The organism is Bradyrhizobium sp. CCBAU 53351, from assembly GCF_015291745.1.
In the GTDB taxonomy this organism is placed as follows: domain Bacteria; phylum Pseudomonadota; class Alphaproteobacteria; order Rhizobiales; family Xanthobacteraceae; genus Bradyrhizobium.
The window spans coordinates 3,678,924-3,697,156 of record NZ_CP030059.1 but is presented as its reverse complement, the minus strand read 5'-3'; the positions used below and the strand labels follow the sequence as shown (position 1 = coordinate 3,697,156).

The following is an 18,233-nucleotide window of genomic DNA, read 5'->3' as shown; positions in this document are numbered from 1 at the left end:
GAGGCCGGCATGCACTCTCCTCTCCCCGCAATCGGACAAGTCCTTGCAGTCATCCTGTCCCTTCTCGGCGCGCTTGCGGCACCGGCTCATGCGGGGGACGAGATCCGTATCCAGGAGGAGATCTGGGCCCTGCCGCTGCCGCTGCCGATGTTCGCCTATCTGGTCCGCCCGGTCGGTGACGGCCCCTTCCCGCTGGTGATCATGAACCACGGCGTCTCGCTCAATCCGACCGATCGCAGCTTCTTTCCGCTGGTGGAGTTTCGCGATGCCGCCACATGGTTCGCAAAACGGGGCTATCTGGTGGTGGCGCCGGTCGGCAGCGGCTATGGCGCAGCCGCCATCGACATTCCGGAACGTGCGATCTTCGGTCCGTTCTTCTCCAAGATCGGCAAGTGCAGCAATCCGAACTTCCGTGATGCAGGCATGGCCGTCGCCCAGGTCGATCTCTGGATCATCGATTATCTGGCTGCGGAAAAGCGGATCATCCCGAAGGACGTGATCGTGGTCGGACAGTCCGCCGGCGGCTGGGCGTCGATCGCGTTGTCGAGCGTGAACCCGCCCCAGGTGAAGGCGATCATCACTTTCGCCGCCGGCCGTGGGGGGCGCGTCGGCGGCAAGCCGAACAACAATTGCGCGCCGGACAAGCTCGTTGAAGCCACTGCGGATTTCGGCCGCACCTCGCGCGTGCCGATGCTGTGGATCTACATCGAGAACGACACGTTTTTCGGGCCCGACCTGTCAAAGCGCATGCATGACGCATTCACCGCCGCGGGCGGCCGGGCCGAATATCATCTGATGCCGCCGTTCGGCAATGAAGGCCACTTCTTCATCGGCTCGCCCGATGCGATCCCGCTCTGGTCGCCGCTGGTCACGAAGTTCCTCGATGCGCCGAAGTGAGTTCAGATCCCGGAGATGCGCCGATGCCCCGCCCGCTTGATTGTCTCTTTGGCCTCGTGATGGTTGCAATCGCCGGGGCTGCGACGAGTTCGGGCGTCGCCGCGCCAAAGGCGGCGCAAGCCGGCAAACCCGGCGAAGTCGCAACGCGCGGCCAGCGCGAAGCAAAGGACATCCGCTATGGCAGTTGGGAGAAACTCTGCTTCAGGGCGGGCGGTGCGCCCATCCTGTGCCGGACCTCCATCACCGGCCAATTCGCGACCGGACAGACGGCCGTTCGCCTCGATCTGATCCAGCGGGAGGACGCCCCCACGGCCCGCCTGCAACTGTTCGTACCTGCCGGCATGTATCTGCAACACGTGCCGAAATTGAGCGTCGACAACGGCGGGGTCGTCCGCCTGCCCTATACTTGGTGTCTCGCCAATCTGTGCGTCGCTGCCGACATCGCAACGCCAAAAATGATCAAGGAGATGGAAGCCGGCAAGGCGCTTGTGCTGGAAGTCGTCGATTCAAATCTTCTCGCTCTGACGACCTCGATCCCGTTGGCGCAATTCGCCTCCGTCCACCGGGGTGCGCCGGCCAGGACTCTCGAGCAATATATCGACGAATGACGGTTCGAGCAGCTACGAGAATGGGGCGCGCTCGATGGAATCGATCAACGACTGGGCGGCAAAAGGTTTGGTCAGATAGGCAACGCAGCCGGACGCAAGGGCCGCCGCGCGGTTTGCGGGGCAGTCGTTGCCGGTCACATAGATCACAGGCACTTCGACGCCCTTCTCGCCCAATGTTCGCCGCAAGTCGATGCCGGACTTTTCACCAAGATTGACGTCGAGGATGATGCAGACCGCGGTGTTGAACCTGCCATGATCGAGCAAGGCCGCCGCATTGCCGAACAACTTGGTGTCGAAGCCGCGGCCACGCAAAAGCCGGTCCATGCTGGCACGCACGGACGGATCGTCATCAACGATAAAGACGGACTTTCGCAGGGGCAAGGCAAGCTGCCTTTCAGCAAGTCAATGAAAAGCGGCGGCGGTTACGAGACATCACCTTTGAAGGCTTCGCATTCCGAGCGCACCATCCGTGCACTATTGCACACGGCAGGCCCAACGCTGTCAACGCGCCTCTGGATTGTCCTTTGGTGCAGGTTTGTGTCGTGGGACCGAACCTGGCCGATGCGCCAGCTAATGCTCGTTCGGATCAATCATTCCAAGCCGCTCCGCGATCGAAACGAGTTCCGCAAGTGAATGAACCTGCATCTTCTCCATCACCTGCTGGCGATGCGCCTTCACCGTGCGTTCGGTTGTCCCAAGCTCATGCGCAATCTGCTTGTTGATCCAGCCGCGCACGATGAGATCGAACACCTGCCGCTCGCGGTGTGTCAGCCTGGCCAGATCACCGCGAAGTGCATCGAGCCTGCTGCGGCGAACCCGCGCCGCCCGCTGGGTCGCCAACGCGCGCTCGATTGCCTCGATCAACTGCTCGGAGCATATCGGTTTGGTCAGGAAGTCTTCCGCACCTGCCTTGATCGCTCGCACGGTGGTCGGCGTGTCTGCATGTCCCGTCAGGAAGATGATCGGCAAATTCGAGCCCGACTCGATCAACCGGGTCTGCAATTCGGGGCCGCTCAGTCCGGGTATCCGTACGTCGAGCAGGATGCAGCCCGCCTGTTCGTCGTTCGGTGTCATCTCCAGCAACGCTTGTGACGACGCGTAAGTGACGACGTCGTAGCCCGCAAGCTTCAGGCGGCGTTCGATCGCCGTACGAAAGGACTCGTCGTCATCAACAACGTGAACGAGGCCCGGCACCTTCCACCTCCAGACTTCCAACGGGACCGTTGAGGTCCTCTCATCTTGGAGCAGTCGTTTCCAACAGATTGGAGGATAAGATTCCTGCCTGGCAATGAGCCAATTTCTCGCAGGGGCAGCGCCTCTCATCCTGCGCACCAAACCGCTTCCTGCCCCTTGGTACAATGAACCTTGGGACAATGGATTGAACCACTACCGACGGCGTAAATCAACTTCGGCGGGAGCGGGACAGCGCGGCGCGTTTCGGACTTGGGATTTTTTCGTCTGACGGACCAATTCGGCGGTGAGCTGAGGAGTTGGCCTATGTTTGTTCGCATCACAACGGATTCCCCCCTCCGTCCTCATTCTCTTCGCGTCTTTGGCATGGATAGTGAATCAAATGCGCGGGTCAGTTTAAGCGAATTTTCCTATCGGAAGGGCACCGAGATCTACGGCGAGAAAGAGCCGGCGGAATATGTCTACCAGGTCAAGTCAGGAGCCGTACGAAGTTACAAGCTGCTGACGGACGGCCGGCGGCAGATCGGAGCATTCCACCTCGCGGGCGACATCTTTGGGCTCGAAAATGGCAGCGAACACCGTTTCACGACCGAGGCGATCGTCAACACCACCGTGCGCCTCGTGAAGCGGCAGAGTCTGGAGACGGTCGCCGACAGCGACGCAATGGTTGCCAAGAATCTGCTGAGCATGACCACCAACAATCTCCAACATGCCGAAGACCACATGCTGCTCTTGGGACGTAAAACCTCGCTGGAGCGAGTTGCGGCCTTCCTGCTGGAAATGGACAAGCGATTGACGGCGGCGGGTGTGCTGGCGCTGCCGATGTCGCGGCGCGATATCGCCGACTATCTCGGCCTGACGCTGGAAACCGTCTCGCGCGCGCTGTCACGCCTGCATGAACTCGGCGTTCTCGGCTTCGTGGGCAACACCCAGCGCCAGATCGTGCTGCTCGACCGGCAACAGCTCGCCACTCTCGATCTGCAGTCGTGAATGGCCGGGCTCGCGGCGATTGTGCTCGTTTAGGCCTCCGGGGACCGATATCCGTGAACTTCGGTGATCCCGAGGTGCTCCAGTGTCTTGCGCAGCACCTCGAACAGGATCGCGGCGGACCAGCCGAACAGCAGAACGCCGTTCATGGCTGTCATGGGCCCAATCAGCCGCCATTCAGGAACAGGCGTGATATCGCCGTAGCCGAGCGTCGTGTAATTGACGAAGGCGAAGTAGAGAATATCGCTATCGGCCGCGACAGCGCGCAGACCGAGGTATGCTGCGGCCCACACCAGGACTTCAAACGCATGCGAGATCATCAGGACGACCGCAGTCGCAATCATCACACCCATCAGATGCAGCCTCGGCCGTCTGGTCGGCTGCAGACCGGCACGACGGGCAATCGCCACCGCCAGAACCGTGACGAGTGCATGAAGGCCGATGTTGATAACGCTGACGAGCGTGCCGACCAGCAACTGTAGGAGCATAGCTCAGCCCTTGTGGCCTAACGATCGATGTCTTGGATAGCAACGCCTGCCAACCGGCGAATGCGGCGGTCGCCAGCGTTCCGCCAATCACGTCAATCAGGATAACGAGCGTCGGCGTCGTCAGCCAGCGCTCCATGACGAGCGGTTCCAGAAGAGCAAGGCCACGACGACCGGCTTGTCGATCCAGATCCAGACGACCTCAGGCAGGAGAACGATGGCAACTCCGATCTGCAGGATCGACAGTTACCGCACGACCATCATCGCTTTTGCACCGCTGCATCGGACGCGAGCGCCCGAGCTCATGCGGACCAAAGTGCCCAACTCTCCTTCAATTCCGTGCAATGTCGGAATTCGCCGCGCCCCGATCTGTAGCTTCTCACCGGGGCTGCTCACGTTGTTCTTGGGGCCAGCTGGCGCAAATTGACGTCAACTCAATGGCTTAGCCATTCCCGTTGGAGGGGGGCCGTACTGGCGGAAGGGGTGGGATTCGAACCCACGGTACCCTTGCGGGCACGCCGGTTTTCAAGACCGGTGCCTTAAACCACTCGGCCACCCTTCCAAGTCCGGAATGGCTGTCGCTTAACGCAGTCGACCGCGTAAGGCAACGCGAAGTTGGCCCCCTCGCCTCAAGCCCCTCCCGCCGGCCCTGTCAGGCGAGCGTCAGCCTGTTCCACTAGCTTGATGCCAGGCACGGCGCCGCTGCGCGCCGACATTTCGGCACATCCGGACACTGGCGACATCTCCCAGGGCGTCGCCGGTTGCGAGGCCCGGCAGGATTGGTCTCCATGGCCGGGCCTCGTTTTTTTGCTCGCAAAAGAAAACGGCGCCCCGTGAGGAGCGCCGCTCAAAGCCGGTCTGCTTCCGCTGGCTCAGTACCCGCAGGACGCGCAGTTCATCTGCACCGGGGCGTAATAGGAATAGCCGGGCGAGACCATCTCGACGCGCTGGCGCGTGGCGTATTGCGGCGGGATGCGCTGATACTGGACGCTGGGCGGCGCAACCATCACGGTCTGCGGCACCATCACGGTGCGGTATTGCGCGGGCGTGCGGTGCGCGACGACGGAGCCCGGCGAGACCATCACGGTCTCGTCGACGGTGCGGTATTGCGGCGCGACGTATTGCTGCTGATAGCAGGTCTGGCACGGCGGCGGCGCGTAGCAATTGTAGCAGCCGGCGGAAGCCGCGCCCGTCATGGAAATTGCTGCGACGGCGGTCGAGAAAACAACGGCGAGAGTACGAGACATTGCGATGGTGCCCCAGTTGCCCGAAATGGATTTGCGAAGGTGGCCGCATTATACGCCGCAAAATCCAGGGCCGCCGAAGTTCATCGGGGCATCCTTAACGCGAACGGCCGGCTTGCGCCGGCCGTTCAGGACTTGTTGACCATCCGCAGCCTGCGCGGATGATGCGAAGCTTACTTCGAGCGACGCTTTACCTCGCGTACCGCGCCGCGCGCGGCGCTGGTGGTGAGCGCGGCGTAAGCCTGCAGCGCGGTCGAGACGTTGCGCTTGCGCCCCTGCGCCTGCCAGGCCGCATCGCCCTTCGCCTCTTCGGCCGCGCGGCGCTTGGCGAGCTCCTCGTCGGAGACCTCCAGGCTGATGCTGCGGTTCGGGATGTCGATCGCGATGACGTCGCCGGTGCGGACGAGACCGATGTTGCCACCTTCGGCCGCTTCAGGCGACAGGTGGCCGATTGAGAGGCCCGACGAGCCGCCGGAGAAACGGCCGTCAGTGACGAGCGCGCAGGCTTTGCCGAGGCCCATCGATTTCAGGTAGCTCGTGGGATAGAGCATCTCCTGCATGCCGGGACCGCCGCGCGGCCCCTCATAGATGATGACCACGACCTCGCCTGCGACCACCTTGCCGCCGAGAATGCCCTCCACCGCTGCGTCCTGGCTTTCGAACACGCGCGCGGGGCCGGAGAACTTCAGAATCGAGGCGTCGACGCCCGCGGTCTTCACGATGCAGCCGTCCTGCGCGAGGTTGCCGTAGAGCACGGCGAGACCGCCGTCCTTGCTGAAGGCGTGCTCGAGATCGCGCACGACGCCCTTCTCGCGGTCGGCATCGAGCTCGTCGTAGCGGCGCTCCTGGCTGAAGGCGACCTGGGTCGGGATCCCGCCGGGCGAGGCGCGGAAGAAGGTGCGCACCGCATCGCTCTTGGTGCGCTTGATGTCCCAGCGCTCCAGCGCATCGTTCATGGTCGGCGCATGCACGGTCGAGACCGAGGTGTCGATCAGGCCGGCGCGATCGAGTTCGCCCAGAATGCCCATGATGCCGCCGGCGCGATGCACGTCCTCGACATGCACGTCGGCGACCGAGGGCGCGACCTTGCAGAGCACGGGCACGCGGCGCGAGAGACGATCGATGTCCTGCATGGAGAACTTCACCTCGCCTTCGTGGGCGGCGGCGAGCAGATGCAGCACGGTGTTGGTCGAGCCGCCCATCGCGATGTCGAGCGTCATCGCGTTCTCGAACGCCCTGAAGTTCGCGACGTTGCGCGGCAGCACGGATGCATCGTCCTGCTCGTAGTAGCGGCGGACCAGATCGACGATGGTGTGGCCGGCCTCGACGAACAGGCGCTTGCGGTCGGCATGGGTCGCCACAACAGTGCCGTTGCCGGGCAGCGCGAGGCCAAGCGCCTCGGTGAGGCAGTTCATGGAGTTCGCGGTGAACATGCCCGAGCACGAGCCGCAGGTCGGGCACGCCGAGCGCTCGATAACCTTGACGTCCTCGTCGCTGACCTTGGAGTCCGCGGCGGCCACCATGGCATCGATGAGATCGACGGCCTTGGTCTTGCCGGCCAGCTTGACCTTGCCGGCTTCCATCGGGCCGCCCGAGACGAACACGGCGGGGATGTTGAGCCGCAGCGCTGCCATCAGCATGCCCGGGGTGATCTTGTCGCAATTGGAGATGCAGACGAGGCCGTCGGCGCAATGCGCATTGGCCATGTACTCGACGCTGTCGGCGATCAGCTCGCGCGACGGCAGGCTGTAGAGCATGCCGTCATGACCCATGGCGATACCGTCGTCGACCGCGATGGTGTTGAACTCCTTGGCCACGCCGCCGGCCTGCTCGATCTCGCGGGCGACGAGCTGGCCGAGGTCCTTGAGATGGACGTGGCCGGGCACGAACTGGGTGAAGGAGTTGACGACCGCGATGATCGGCTTGCCGAAATCCGCATCCTTCATGCCGGTCGCGCGCCAGAGGCCGCGGGCGCCCGCCATGTTGCGGCCGTGGGTGGTGGTGCGGGAGCGATAGGCTGGCATGGCGGTTTCCGTCCTCGGGTTGGTGCCTGAGCGGGAAAATGGAAGCCGCCTCAGGCCTTTGTGGCCGGATAGCGCAGCCGGGGAACGCGCGCAACGGGAACTTGGGCATGACAGGGCTCCCCTGCTCCCGGCGCGGGCTCTCTGTGGTGCCCCGGACGCAGCGCAGCGTCACTTCGACGGTGCGCTGCTGAGCCGGGGCCCAGAATCTCGCGGAGGCACGGGTCCCGGCTCTGCGGAGCGGCACTACGCGCCGCACCGCGTCCGGGACACGAGACCTACTGCAAGGTCGGGTCCAGCCGGTCGCGCAGCCAGTCGCCGATGACGGAGACCGCCAGCGTCGTGACCACGATCGTTGTCGCCGGGGCCAGCATGATCCAGGGCGCCCTCGTCAAGTATTCCCGGCCATAGCCGACCATGTTGCCGAGGCTGGTCATCGGCGGCTGCACGCCGAGGCCGAGGAAGGACAGGCCCGATTCCATCAGGATCACCTCGGGAAAGACCAGCGTCGTCGAGACGATCAGGGTGGAGGCGATGTTGGGCAGGATGTGCCGGAGGTAAATCCGCGGCGGTGTCGCGCCCAGCTGGCGGACCGCGGCGGCGTAGCCTTGCGCGTTGGCGGAGATGGCAAGGCCGCGCGCGATGCGGGCGTAGCGCTCCCAGCCGAACAATCCCATCAGGCCGATCAAGAGCGGCAGCGAATTGCCGAAGAAGGCGAGCACGGCCAGCGCCATGATCAAAAAGGGCATGCTGGCCTGGAAGTCGGTCAGCATCAGCACGAGCTGCTCGACAACCCCGCGGAAATGCGCGGCGAGGAAGCCAAGCATGGTGCCGACCACGGCCGAGATCGCGGTGGCGCCGAACGCGATCAGCAGCGAGATGCGGATCGAGACGAGCAGACGCGACAGCACGTCGCGGCCGAGCTCGTCGGTGCCAAGCCAGTGCGCGAAATTGCCGGGCGCGGCCAGCCGGTTGCGCAAATCGAGCTGGGTATAGCCGTAGTGCGCGATCTTCTCGGCGAAGGCCGCGATCACCAGCATCGCAACGATCCAGGTGATGGCGAGCGCAACCGAGACCGGGATCGCCGGCAGGCTGACGCGGCGACGTACGCCTGCGTCCTTCAACGTGGCGTCGGTCATGCGTGCGCCCCCTTGGCGCGCAGGCGCGGATCGAGGAAGCCATAGAGGAAATCGACGACCAGGTTCGAGGTGACCATGGTCATCGCGACCAGCAAGAGGATGCATTGCACGACGGCGAGGTCACGGTTGGCAACCGCAACGACGAGCAGCCGCCCTCCTCCCGGCCAGGCGAACACGCTCTCCACCACCACCGCGCCCGCGATCAGGGTGCCCACCATGAATCCCAAAATGGTCACGGTCGGGATCGCTGCATTCGGCAACGCGTGCGACGTCACCACGTTGCGCCACGGCACGCCCTTGGCAGATGCGGTGCGGATATAGGGCTGGCCCAGCACCTCCAGCATCGCGCTGCGGGTAAAGCGCGCCAGCACGGCGGCGCCCCCTAAGCTCAGTGTCGCGATCGGCAGGATGGCGTGACGCCAGCTGTCCTGCCCGCCCGAGGGCAGCCAGCCGAGTTGCACGGAGAAGACGAGCACCAGGATCAGCGCGAGCACGAAGCTCGGCACGGTAAAGCCCGCAACCGCCGTCGTCATCACGGCTCGGTCGATGGCGGAGCCCCGGTGCAGCGCGGCGTAGATGCCGGCGGGAACGCCGAGCGCGACCTTGAAGAAGAACGCCGGCAGCGTCAGCGCCAGCGTCGCCGGGACCCGTTCCAGCACCAGCTCGATCGCGGGCCGGCCATCACGCATGGAGCGGCCAAGCTCGCCCTTGGCGATGGCGCCGAAATAATCGAGATATTGAAACCAGATGGGATCATCGAGGCCCCAGGCCTTGCGGAACGCAGCGAGCACCTCGGGCGGCGCCTCGGGCCCCAGGATCATCAGCGCGGGATCGCCTGACAGCCGCAGCACGACGAAGGCGAAGGTGACGACAAGCACGATCGTGAGCGCGGCCCGTCCAACGCGAATGGCGACATAGCGTCCCATCACGCGGCGTCCTGCGTTTGAGCGCTCGTCACGAGATGGCAGGCCACCTGCCTGTCACCGCCGACGGCAGACAGCGCCGGCACCTCGCTTGCGCAGCGTGCGATGGCGCGCGGGCAGCGCGGATGGAAAGCGCAGCCTTGCGGCCGCGCCGCCGGATTCGGCGGATCGCCTGAAAGCACGATGCGGCCGGCGCTGCGGCGGCCCGGCGCCGGCGATGCCGAGACGAGGGCCTGCGTGTAGGGATGCTCCGGACGGGCAAAGAGATCATCGGCGCTGCCGATCTCGACGATGCGGCCGAGATACATCACGGCGACGACATCGCTGATTTGCCTGACGACGCGCAGATCGTGGCTGATGAACAGCAGCGTCAGCGACAGCTCGGCCTGGAGATCGCAGAGCAGGTTCACCACCTGGGCCTGGATCGAGACGTCGAGCGCGCTGACCGGCTCGTCGCAGACCAAGAAATCGGGCTTCGTGGCGAGCGCCCGCGCCAGCACGATGCGCTGACGCTGGCCGCCGGAGAGCGCGCCGGGATAACGTGCGCCATGCGCGGGCGTCAGCTCGACCGCGCGCAGGAGCTCGCGGACACGCTCGTCGCGCATCGCCGGCGTGCCGACGCCGTGAATGTCGAGGGGCTCGCGGATCTGCGCCGCGACCGGCAGGCGCCGGTCGAGCGCGCCGAGCGGGTCCTGAAAGATCATCTGCATGCGTGCCCGCTGCGCACGCCACGCGGCCGTTCCCTGCACGGCCATCGGCTTGCCGTCGAAGTGCACCTCGCCGCGATCGGGCGGCTCGAGGCCGAGCACGATGCGGCCGGTGGTCGACTTGCCCGAGCCGGACTCGCCCACGAGACCGAGCGTCTCGCCCCTGGCAATCGTCAGCGATACGCCGTCGACGGCGTGCACGGCCGTAGCGCGGCCGAACATGCCGGAGCGCATCGCGTAGCTGCGCGAGATCGCAGACACCTCAACGAGCGGCGCGCTCATTCGGCAGCGATCCCGAGCAGCGCGTGGCGCGAGGCCTCGGCGCGGATGCAGGCAACGCTGCGGTCATTCGCGATCGGTGCAAGGGTTGGTGCCGCAAGCCCGCACGACTCTGCGGCCAACGTGCAACGCGGCGCAAAGGCGCAACCGGACGGCATCTTCGCGGGATCAGGCACCGTGCCTGGAATGGCGGTGAGGCGCCGGCGGGGTCCGTCGAGCGGCGGCAGCGCGCCGATCAGGCCCTGCGCATAGGGATGCACGGGATCGGCGAAGAGCTGGTTGCTGGGGGCCTGCTCGACGATGCGGCCGGCATACATCACCGCGACGCGGTCGCAGTTCTCCGCAACGACGCCGAGATCGTGGCTAATCAGGACCATTGCCATGCCGAACTCGCGGCGAACGGTGGAGAGCAGCTCCAGGATTTGCGCCTGGATGGTGGCATCGAGCGCGGTGGTCGGCTCGTCCGCTATCAGGAGATCCGGATTTCCGGCGAGCGCCATCGCGATCATGATGCGCTGGACCTGGCCGCCGGAGAATTCGTGCGGATAGGCTTCCAGCCGCCGGCCTGCATCGGGGATGCCGACAAGATCGAGCAACCGCCGCGCTTCCGCCTTCACGGCATTGCCTTGGAGATCGCGATGCAGCGCCAATGCTTCGCAGAGCTGCCTGCGGATGGTCAGCACCGGGTTGAGCGCGCTCGCCGGATCCTGGAAGATCATGGCAATGCGCCCGCCCCTGACCTGGTCAAGCGCAGCCGCGGGCGCGCCGAGGATCTCGCGCCCCTCGAGCCGCACCGAGCCGGAGACCTGCGCATGCCGTGGCAGAAGCCCGAGGGCGGCAAGCCAAGTGACCGACTTGCCGGAGCCGGACTCGCCGACGAGGCCGACGGCCTCGCCCTTGCCGAGCGCAAGATCGATCCCGCGCAGGACCGGCACGCTGGCAAAGGCGACGCGCAGATCCTGAATGCTGACCAGCGGTGTCACGGCCTAGGCCTCGAAATTGCCGGCGCGGAAATCCATCGCGAAGGCCGGCGATGCCTTCCACTTGATCGATTTCGGCTTGGCCGTGAAGGTCGCGTTCTGGTGCAGCACCGTGTAGGCGGGGTCCTCGCGCTCGGCGATCTCCAGCATGCGACGGAACGCCTTCTTGCGCGCCGCGCGGTCGGTCGAGGTCTCCAGGAACTCCGAGAGCTTGTTCAGCTCGGCATTGGTCCATTCGCCGATCTGCTGCTGCTGGCCGTTCGGGCCGTGCTGGGCGACCAGCGAGGAGACCGGATCGTTGAAGGCCGCCGAGTTCGACCAGTCGCGCACGGCGCGTGTCGGCGCACGCTCCATGATCTGCGACCAGTTCTCCTTGGTCTCGATCTGGACGTTGAGGCCGACCGATTTCCACATCTCGACCAGCACCTGCGCGGTCGCGACCTGATTGGTGTAGTAGTTGTTGAGCAGGCGATACGGAATCGGATCTCCCTTGTAATTGGCCTGCTTCAACAGATCCTGCGCGAGCTTCGGATCGTAAGCCGGCACGCTCCAGTCGGCGTTGAACATGTCGCCGTAGAACTCCCACTGCAGGCCTTTCGGCACGCGGGTGCGGCCGGCCCACAGGCTGTCCACGATGGCCTGGCGGTCGATCGCGTGGGTGAAGGCGCGCCTGACGAGCGGATTGGCGAGTACGGCGTGGTTCTTGTCGAACACGGTCAGGCGGTGATTGAGGATGGTGCCGCCCTGCACTTCGAACGCGGCATTCTTCTCAATGCCGGCGATCTGGTCCGGCGGGATGTCGCAGGCGAACTGGTATTCGCCCGACAAGAGCCCGTTGATGCGGCTCGCGACCTCAGGCACTTCGAGGAAGCGGATGCGCTTGAGCGGCGGACGGCCACCCCAATATTCGTCGTGCGCTTCCAGGGTCAGCGACACGTCGGGCTTGAGCTCGACGACCTTGTAGGGGCCGGTCGTGACCGGCTTGCGCGCCCAGTCGAGATAGCTCGCGGACTCGTCCCAGGCGCGGCGGTTCATGATGTCGGAGCCGTAGCGCGACAGCCGCCCTTCGATCGTGACGTCGGGCGTCGCGTTGTAGAAGCGCACGGTGTATTTATCGACGGCATCGACGCGCACGAGGTCCGGCCAGATGCGGCGCGCGACGGCGGGCACGTCAGGCGGCAGCTCCTTGCCGGGCCGCGGCGTCGGAATCTTCTCGAAGGCCTGGATGGTGGAGCGGCTCTTGGCCTCGGTCTCGCCGAACATGCGCTCGCGGCTGAAGGTGAAGACGACGTCTTCGGCCGTGAGCTCATCGCCATTGTGGAACTTGACGCCCTGGCGCAGCTTCACCTCGACGGTCTGGTCGTCGATGCGGCGCCATTCGGTGGCAAGGCCCGGCACGGCTTCGAGGTTGCCGCGCCAGTTCTTCGAGATCAGGCCTTCCCAGATCGAGGAAAAGAACACGCGCTCGCCGACATTGGACTGCTCGCGCAGCACGTCGAGCACATTCGCGTTGGTGACCTTCTGCACGGCGATCGTCACCGCCGGACGGTTGTCTCCTTGCGCGATGGCAAAGCGCGGCAGCAGCAATGTACTGGCGGCCGCGCCGCCGGATTTCAGGATGGTACGACGGGTAAATCTGCTCATTGCGGTGACCCCTGCCTGGATGGTGCGGTTATTCAGCGAGGCCGAGCGCGGCGAGATGGGCTGCGCCGGCGCGGACGTCGTCGTGATTGCGAAGCTCGAGGATCAGGCGCGGGTTCGACGTCAGCCGTCCCAGCGCGCGGAATACGGCGACCCAGGGGATGTTGCCTTCGCCCGGCGCCCAGTGCCGGTCAGCAAAGCCGTCAGTGTCCTGCAGATGCACGTGGGTCAGCATGTCGCCGGCTGTCTCCACGTAATAGTCGACAGGCGGAGCGCCGGTGGAAATGTGGGCGTAATTGGCGTGACCCGTATCGAGCGAGACGCGGACCTTGGCGCTTTCGAGCGCCTTGGCGAGACGCACGCGGTCGCTCGGATCCTTGTCCTCGATGTTCTCGATGACGATTTCGCAGCCGATGGTTTCGGCGCGTGCGATCACCTCCGCCAGCGTCGCCTTGACGCGTTCCACGATGTTGGCGCGGTTATCGGGATAGAGATCGAGATTGTTGTGATCCCAGGTCGTGAACGGCGAATGCATCACCATCTGGGTCGCGCCAAGGAATTCTGCGGCATCCAGGCCCTGAAGCAGGCGCTTGGTCACCGCCTGGCGGATCATGGGATCGTGGCTGTCGATCTTGAAGCCCCAGAACGGGCCGTGGATGCCGAGCCGTCCGGTATGGCCCGACAGCATCTGCTTGATCTCCCCGACCGTGCTGCGCCAGTCGCCGTCCAGAAGATCCGCACGGAAGAAGTCCTGGATTTCGAGATCGCGCTGCCGCTCCAGAAGCCAGTCACGATGCGCAGGGATCGATTTGATGGACAATGCGGCGCCCAGCACCGGCTTCGACATGGCTTGCTCCTTGGCCGTCAGCAATGACGGGAGCAGCGCTAGACCAGTTCAATGACAGGCCGGTGAAACCTGGGTTCCGGTAGCGCCAGGAGATGTGGACATCCTGCCGGTCGCGCGCTCCGGATTCAGACGACCGCGATCGCGATGCCGATGTCGAAAGACATGGCAATCGGTATTCGTGTCCGTAGTGATCCGGAATGGAATCCTAATCAGCCTTCGCGTACATCGCGGGACATCGATCGGCGGCCACTTCCACGGGCATCACCCTCTGATCGCGCTACATGGGGTTGGGGGACCACATGGGGCGGGGGATTGAAGGCTGGGGCAAGGTGACGAGGTCCGGACTCCTAGGCACTCCGGACCTCGAAACTTTCTAATCGAACGCAGCAACGCGCCGTCCGGTGGGGCATCCGGGCGGCGCGTTGTCGTTTCGGCGTGGTTGTTCGATCAGCGCGTCTGCGGCTCGAGCGTCACGGTGCAGTCGCCCTGCCCTTGCGTCGCGACGACGATGTTGCCTGCGGGGGCACCGAGGGCGATCGGGGCCGACGAGCCGCCGCCGGGCATCTGGACAATCACGCTCAGCGAATCCGTGCGCGCGGTCGAGCCGACGGTCGACGGTTCTGCCTGGGCGACATTGCCCGACGGGTCACGCCGCATGACCTGACAGTTCACGTTGTTGCCCGTCGCGCTGCCGGCGGCGGCCACACTCGACGAGGCAGCGCCGCCGCTCATCTGCGCCCGGGCCCGCGACGGATCGCGCGGCACCTGGCTGACGATGCGATGCGTGCGCGGCTCCACGATGACGACCTCATCCTCCGTGGCGAAATATTCATAGTCCCGATATTCCGGTTCGATCGAGACGATCTCGGGCGGAACCCGGTAGAGACGGACGCGTGGCGGGATCGTCTCGCCGATCCGGATCGAAATGTTCAGGTTGCGCTCCGGCTGCGCCAGGCGTGTACGACTCACCGTTTCGGAGATCCGCACCTGCTTCTCGGACGTCACCTGGGTCTGCTGATTGACCTGCGTGTTGGTCTGCGTGGTCTGATTGGCTTGATTGGTCTGCGTGCCCGAGGTGCCGGGGGCGGTCTGCGCATTGTTGGTCGGAGCCGTCCGGTTGGTGTCGGTCGCGGTCGCCGGCCGGTTGTTCTGCTGCGCCGGCTGTTGCTCGGCTGCATTGCGCGGCGGCTGGTTCTGCTCTTTCTGGTTGGCAGCAGCGCCAGTCCGCTCGTTCTGCTGAGCAGCAGGACCGGTCTTGGATTTCTCGGACTCGGCCGTCGATTTCTGCGGCGAAGACTTGTCCTGCTTGGTCTCGGCGCTGCTCTTGCCGCTGTCGCGTCCCGGCTTCGTGCTCTCCGCTTCACGGTTGCGATCGCGCGCGGGCTCGCGGGATTCTTGTGCCTGATCCTTCGTCTTGGGTTGGTTACGATCGGCGGAATTGGCCGGCTGGCGCTTGTCGTCGGCCGCTTCCTGCTTGGCAGCGCCGCCCTTCTCTTCGCGGCCCGCGCCCTGCAATCGCTCCTGGGCGCCTTGTGCGCGCTCCGGGACTCGTTCCTGAACGCGTTCTTGAACTCGTTCTTGGGCGCCGCCGCGCTGGGCAGCGCCCTTCGCCGGTTCTTCGGTTCGGCGCGGCTCATCTCGGCGCTCACCGGGGGCCTGGGCATAGGCCAAGCCGGACGCGAGCATAAGCCCGACGGCCGCAGTCGATAACATCAAGTGTTTACGCATGATCCCTCTCCTCGACAATGTCGCAGCAACAGACGCGAACGCTCCGTCGCGACGAAGGTTCCTCAGAAGGAATGAAGGAGGATGGGGATTACATCGCGTCCTTGAGTGTGAGGCGGGCCGTGAATGTCACGCTGGTCTTGCCGACCAGCGCCATGCCTTCGACCTCGGCGCCGCCGGCGGAATAGTCGCCCGAGAAACCGCAGGTGACCTCCCGGCCGCCGAATGCGAGTGTCCTGCCGACGGCTTCGGTATGCTGATTGACGATCATGTCGCCGCGCCACTTGCCGTTCCGGAACGTGTAGCTGCCGGTGTAGTAGAAGAAGCTGTCGCCGCCCATGATGCGCCCGTCGCAGAGCACGACGACGCCCCTCGCCTGCCCGCGTTTGCCGTCGCGCATCTCGATGTCGAAGATGTAGAGGCCGTTGACGACGCGGGCCTCTTCCTCCGCTTGTGCTCTGTCCCCCGCCGCCATCCGATTATCTCCCCCACCGCTCCGCCGCCTCGATCAGTTCGGCACGTTCCGCTCGAGATCTTCTAGCCATGCCGCCGCGCTCGAATCCGACGGCGCGCGCCAATCGCCGCGGGGCGACAGCGAACCGCCCGCCGAGACCTTGGGGCCGTTCGGCATCGCCGAGCGCTTGAACTGGCTGAAGGCGAAGAAGCGGCGCAGGAACACCTCGAGCCAGCGCCTGATATCCTTGAGGTCATAGGCCTTGCGCCGGTCGTTCGGGAACGCCGGCGGCCATTCGCCCTTGGCCACGTCCTTCCAGGCGTGCTGAGCCATGAAGGCGATCTTGGACGGCCGCATGCCGAAGCGTAGCGTGTAGAACAGGTTGAAATCCTGCAGCTCGTACGGCCCGACCGACGCTTCCGTGCTCTGCGGCTTCTGGCCGGGCTCCACCGGCACGAGCTCCGGCGAGATCTCGGCGACGAGGATCGCGCCGAGCGTGCGGTTGACGTCGTCGCTGAACTGCTTCGAGGAGATCACCCAGCGGATCAAATGCTGGATCAGCGTCTTCGGCACGCCGGCATTGACGTTGTAATGCGCCATCTGGTCGCCGACGCCATAGGTGCACCAGCCGAGCGCGAGCTCTGAGAGGTCACCCGTTCCGATCACGATGCCGCCGTGATGGTTGGCGAGCCGGAACAGATAGTCCGTGCGCAGGCCCGCCTGCACGTTCTCGAAGGTGACGTCGTAGACCTTCTCGCCCTTGCCGAAGGGATGGCCGATGTCCTTCAGCATCTGCGTCGCGGTGGTGCGGATGTCGAGCTCCTGCCAGCTCGTCTGCAACGCCTGCATCAGCGCCAGCGCATGGGTCTTGCTCTCGCTGCCGGTGGCAAAGCCCGGCATGGTGTAGGCCAGGATGTTCTCGCGCGGCAGGCCCAGCAGATCGACCGCCTTTGCGGCGACGATCAGGGCGTGGGTGGAATCGAGCCCGCCCGAGACGCCGATCACCACGCGCTTGGTGCCGGTGGCGCGCATGCGCTGCACGAGGCCGGCGACCTGGATGTTGTAGGCCTCGTAGCAATCCTGCTCGAGCAGGCTTTCGTCGCTCGGCACGAATGGAAAGCGCTCGATCTTGCGCAGGAAGCCGATGTCGGCGGCCGGCGGCTTCAGCGCGAACGTCACCTTGCGGTAGAACGACTCGCGCTGCCTGCGGTTGTCGTCGAACGTGCCCATCAGCACACGTTCCTGCCTGAGCAGATCGAGATCGACATCGGCAGTGGTGATCTGGCCGCCCTGGCGGAACCGCTCGCCCTCGGCCAGCAGCACGCCGTTCTCGTAGATCGAGGTCTGACCGTCCCACGACAGATCCGTGGTCGATTCCCCGGCGCCAGCGGCCGCGTAGACGTAAGCCGCGAGACAGCGCGCCGATGTCGACTGGCACAGCAGTGCGCGCGAGCGCGCCCGGCCGATCGTGATCGGGCTGCCCGAAAGATTGATCAGCACGCTCGCGCCCGCAAGCGCGAGCTCGGCGGACGGCGTCACCGGGATCCACATGTCCTCGCAGATCTCGACGCCGATGGTGAGGCCCGGGACGTCCTCGGCCGAAAACAGCAAGTCGACGCCGAACGGCGCATGCAGCCCGCCAAATGAGATCGTCTCTCCGACCATGCCGGCCCCGGAGGCGAAATGCCGGCCCTCGTAGAATTCGCGGTAGGTCGGCAGGTAAGACTTCGGCACCACGCCGAGAACGTTGCCGCGATGGACGACGACAGCGCAATTGTAGATGCGATGGCCAAAGCGCAGCGGCGCGCCGACGACCAGGACCGGCAGCAGACCCGCGGAGGCCTCGACGAGGCCCGCGAGGCCGCGCTCGACCGCATCGAGCAGCGGATCCTGTTTGACCAGATCCTCGATCGCATAACCGGACAGGCACAGCTCGGGAAACACGGCGACCGCCACCGACTGCTCGTGGCAGGCATTGGCCGCCGCCAGCACGGCCTTGGCGTTGGCCGAGGGGTCGGCGACGTGGGAGGTGGTGACACAGGCGGCCACGCGCGCAAATCCGTGGGCGTAGATCGAGTGGAAAGTCATCGAGCGCAGTACCTTTG

Annotated in this window: 17 protein-coding genes and 1 tRNA gene; 3 read left to right on the top strand and 15 right to left on the bottom strand. The window is 65.1% G+C overall.

Annotation, left to right across the window (positions count from 1 at the left end):
• Window positions 1-9 precede the first annotated feature (9 nt).
• Both XH83_RS17345 and XH83_RS17340 read left to right on the top strand, forming a co-directional pair.
• The gene (locus XH83_RS17345; RefSeq protein WP_194402047.1) at window positions 10-897 is read left to right on the top strand and encodes a S9 family peptidase; all 888 of its coding nucleotides are present in this window, start codon (window positions 10-12) and stop codon (window positions 895-897) included.
• A gap of 23 nt (window positions 898-920) precedes the next feature.
• The gene (locus XH83_RS17340; protein WP_194402046.1) at window positions 921-1,505 is read left to right on the top strand and encodes an invasion associated locus B family protein; all 585 of its coding nucleotides are present in this window, start codon (window positions 921-923) and stop codon (window positions 1,503-1,505) included.
• Between the two features lie 12 nt (window positions 1,506-1,517).
• On the opposite strand, the gene XH83_RS17335 is transcribed toward XH83_RS17340, so the two are convergent.
• Complete coding sequence (locus XH83_RS17335; protein WP_371746083.1) at window positions 1,518-1,841, bottom strand: response regulator transcription factor; 324 nt, start codon at window positions 1,839-1,841, stop codon at window positions 1,518-1,520.
• 234 nt (window positions 1,842-2,075) lie between these two features.
• The gene (locus XH83_RS17330) at window positions 2,076-2,699 is read right to left on the bottom strand and encodes a response regulator transcription factor (protein ID WP_194402044.1); all 624 of its coding nucleotides are present in this window, start codon (window positions 2,697-2,699) and stop codon (window positions 2,076-2,078) included.
• A gap of 303 nt (window positions 2,700-3,002) precedes the next feature.
• Here XH83_RS17330 and XH83_RS17325 point away from each other — a divergent pair, with 303 nt between their 5' ends.
• Window positions 3,003-3,686, top strand: coding sequence for a helix-turn-helix domain-containing protein (locus tag XH83_RS17325; protein WP_194402043.1), 684 nt, complete (start codon window positions 3,003-3,005; stop codon window positions 3,684-3,686).
• Window positions 3,687-3,715: 29 nt separating this feature from the next.
• Here the strand turns inward: XH83_RS17325 and XH83_RS17320 are convergent, their stop codons facing one another.
• From XH83_RS17320 to XH83_RS17260, 13 genes are all read right to left on the bottom strand, one after another.
• On the bottom strand, window positions 3,716-4,171 hold the full coding sequence (locus XH83_RS17320; RefSeq protein WP_194402042.1) for a potassium channel family protein: 456 nt from the start codon (window positions 4,169-4,171) through the stop codon (window positions 3,716-3,718).
• Between the two features lie 469 nt (window positions 4,172-4,640).
• A tRNA-Ser gene (locus XH83_RS17315) sits at window positions 4,641-4,730 on the bottom strand.
• 310 nt (window positions 4,731-5,040) lie between these two features.
• A complete protein-coding gene (locus tag XH83_RS17310; RefSeq protein ID WP_194408298.1) occupies window positions 5,041-5,364 on the bottom strand; it encodes a hypothetical protein in 324 nt (107 codons plus the stop codon).
• A 221-nt stretch (window positions 5,365-5,585) separates the two neighbouring features.
• The gene (gene ilvD / locus XH83_RS17305) at window positions 5,586-7,436 is read right to left on the bottom strand and encodes a dihydroxy-acid dehydratase (protein ID WP_194402041.1); all 1,851 of its coding nucleotides are present in this window, start codon (window positions 7,434-7,436) and stop codon (window positions 5,586-5,588) included.
• Between the two features lie 275 nt (window positions 7,437-7,711).
• On the bottom strand, window positions 7,712-8,572 hold the full coding sequence (locus XH83_RS17300) for an ABC transporter permease (protein ID WP_194402040.1): 861 nt from the start codon (window positions 8,570-8,572) through the stop codon (window positions 7,712-7,714).
• The gene (locus XH83_RS17295; protein WP_194402039.1) at window positions 8,569-9,498 is read right to left on the bottom strand and encodes an ABC transporter permease; all 930 of its coding nucleotides are present in this window, start codon (window positions 9,496-9,498) and stop codon (window positions 8,569-8,571) included. Before XH83_RS17295 ends, XH83_RS17300 begins: the two co-directional genes overlap by 4 nt.
• Entirely contained in the window at window positions 9,498-10,484 is a 987-nt protein-coding gene (locus XH83_RS17290; RefSeq protein WP_194402038.1) for an ABC transporter ATP-binding protein, read from the bottom strand. The genes XH83_RS17295 and XH83_RS17290 overlap by 1 nt, the downstream gene beginning before the upstream one ends.
• Window positions 10,481-11,464, bottom strand: coding sequence for an ABC transporter ATP-binding protein (locus tag XH83_RS17285; protein WP_194402037.1), 984 nt, complete (start codon window positions 11,462-11,464; stop codon window positions 10,481-10,483). Before XH83_RS17285 ends, XH83_RS17290 begins: the two co-directional genes overlap by 4 nt.
• A gap of 3 nt (window positions 11,465-11,467) precedes the next feature.
• Window positions 11,468-13,105, bottom strand: a complete 1,638-nt coding sequence (locus XH83_RS17280) for an ABC transporter substrate-binding protein (protein WP_194402036.1) — start codon at window positions 13,103-13,105, stop codon at window positions 11,468-11,470.
• Window positions 13,106-13,133: 28 nt separating this feature from the next.
• Window positions 13,134-13,949 (bottom strand): sugar phosphate isomerase/epimerase, encoded by an 816-nt coding sequence (locus tag XH83_RS17275; protein WP_194402035.1) that lies wholly within the window; start codon window positions 13,947-13,949, stop codon window positions 13,134-13,136.
• A 447-nt stretch (window positions 13,950-14,396) separates the two neighbouring features.
• On the bottom strand, window positions 14,397-15,620 hold the full coding sequence (locus tag XH83_RS17270; protein ID WP_246776482.1) for a DUF1236 domain-containing protein: 1,224 nt from the start codon (window positions 15,618-15,620) through the stop codon (window positions 14,397-14,399).
• A 145-nt stretch (window positions 15,621-15,765) separates the two neighbouring features.
• Window positions 15,766-16,149, bottom strand: a complete 384-nt coding sequence (locus XH83_RS17265; protein WP_194408110.1) for a GrlR family regulatory protein — start codon at window positions 16,147-16,149, stop codon at window positions 15,766-15,768.
• Between the two features lie 33 nt (window positions 16,150-16,182).
• Window positions 16,183-18,216 carry an NAD(+) synthase gene (locus tag XH83_RS17260; RefSeq protein ID WP_194408109.1) on the bottom strand — a complete coding sequence of 678 codons (2,034 nt, stop codon included), beginning with the start codon at window positions 18,214-18,216 and terminating at the stop codon, window positions 16,183-16,185.
• Between the last annotated feature and the right edge of the window lie 17 nt (window positions 18,217-18,233).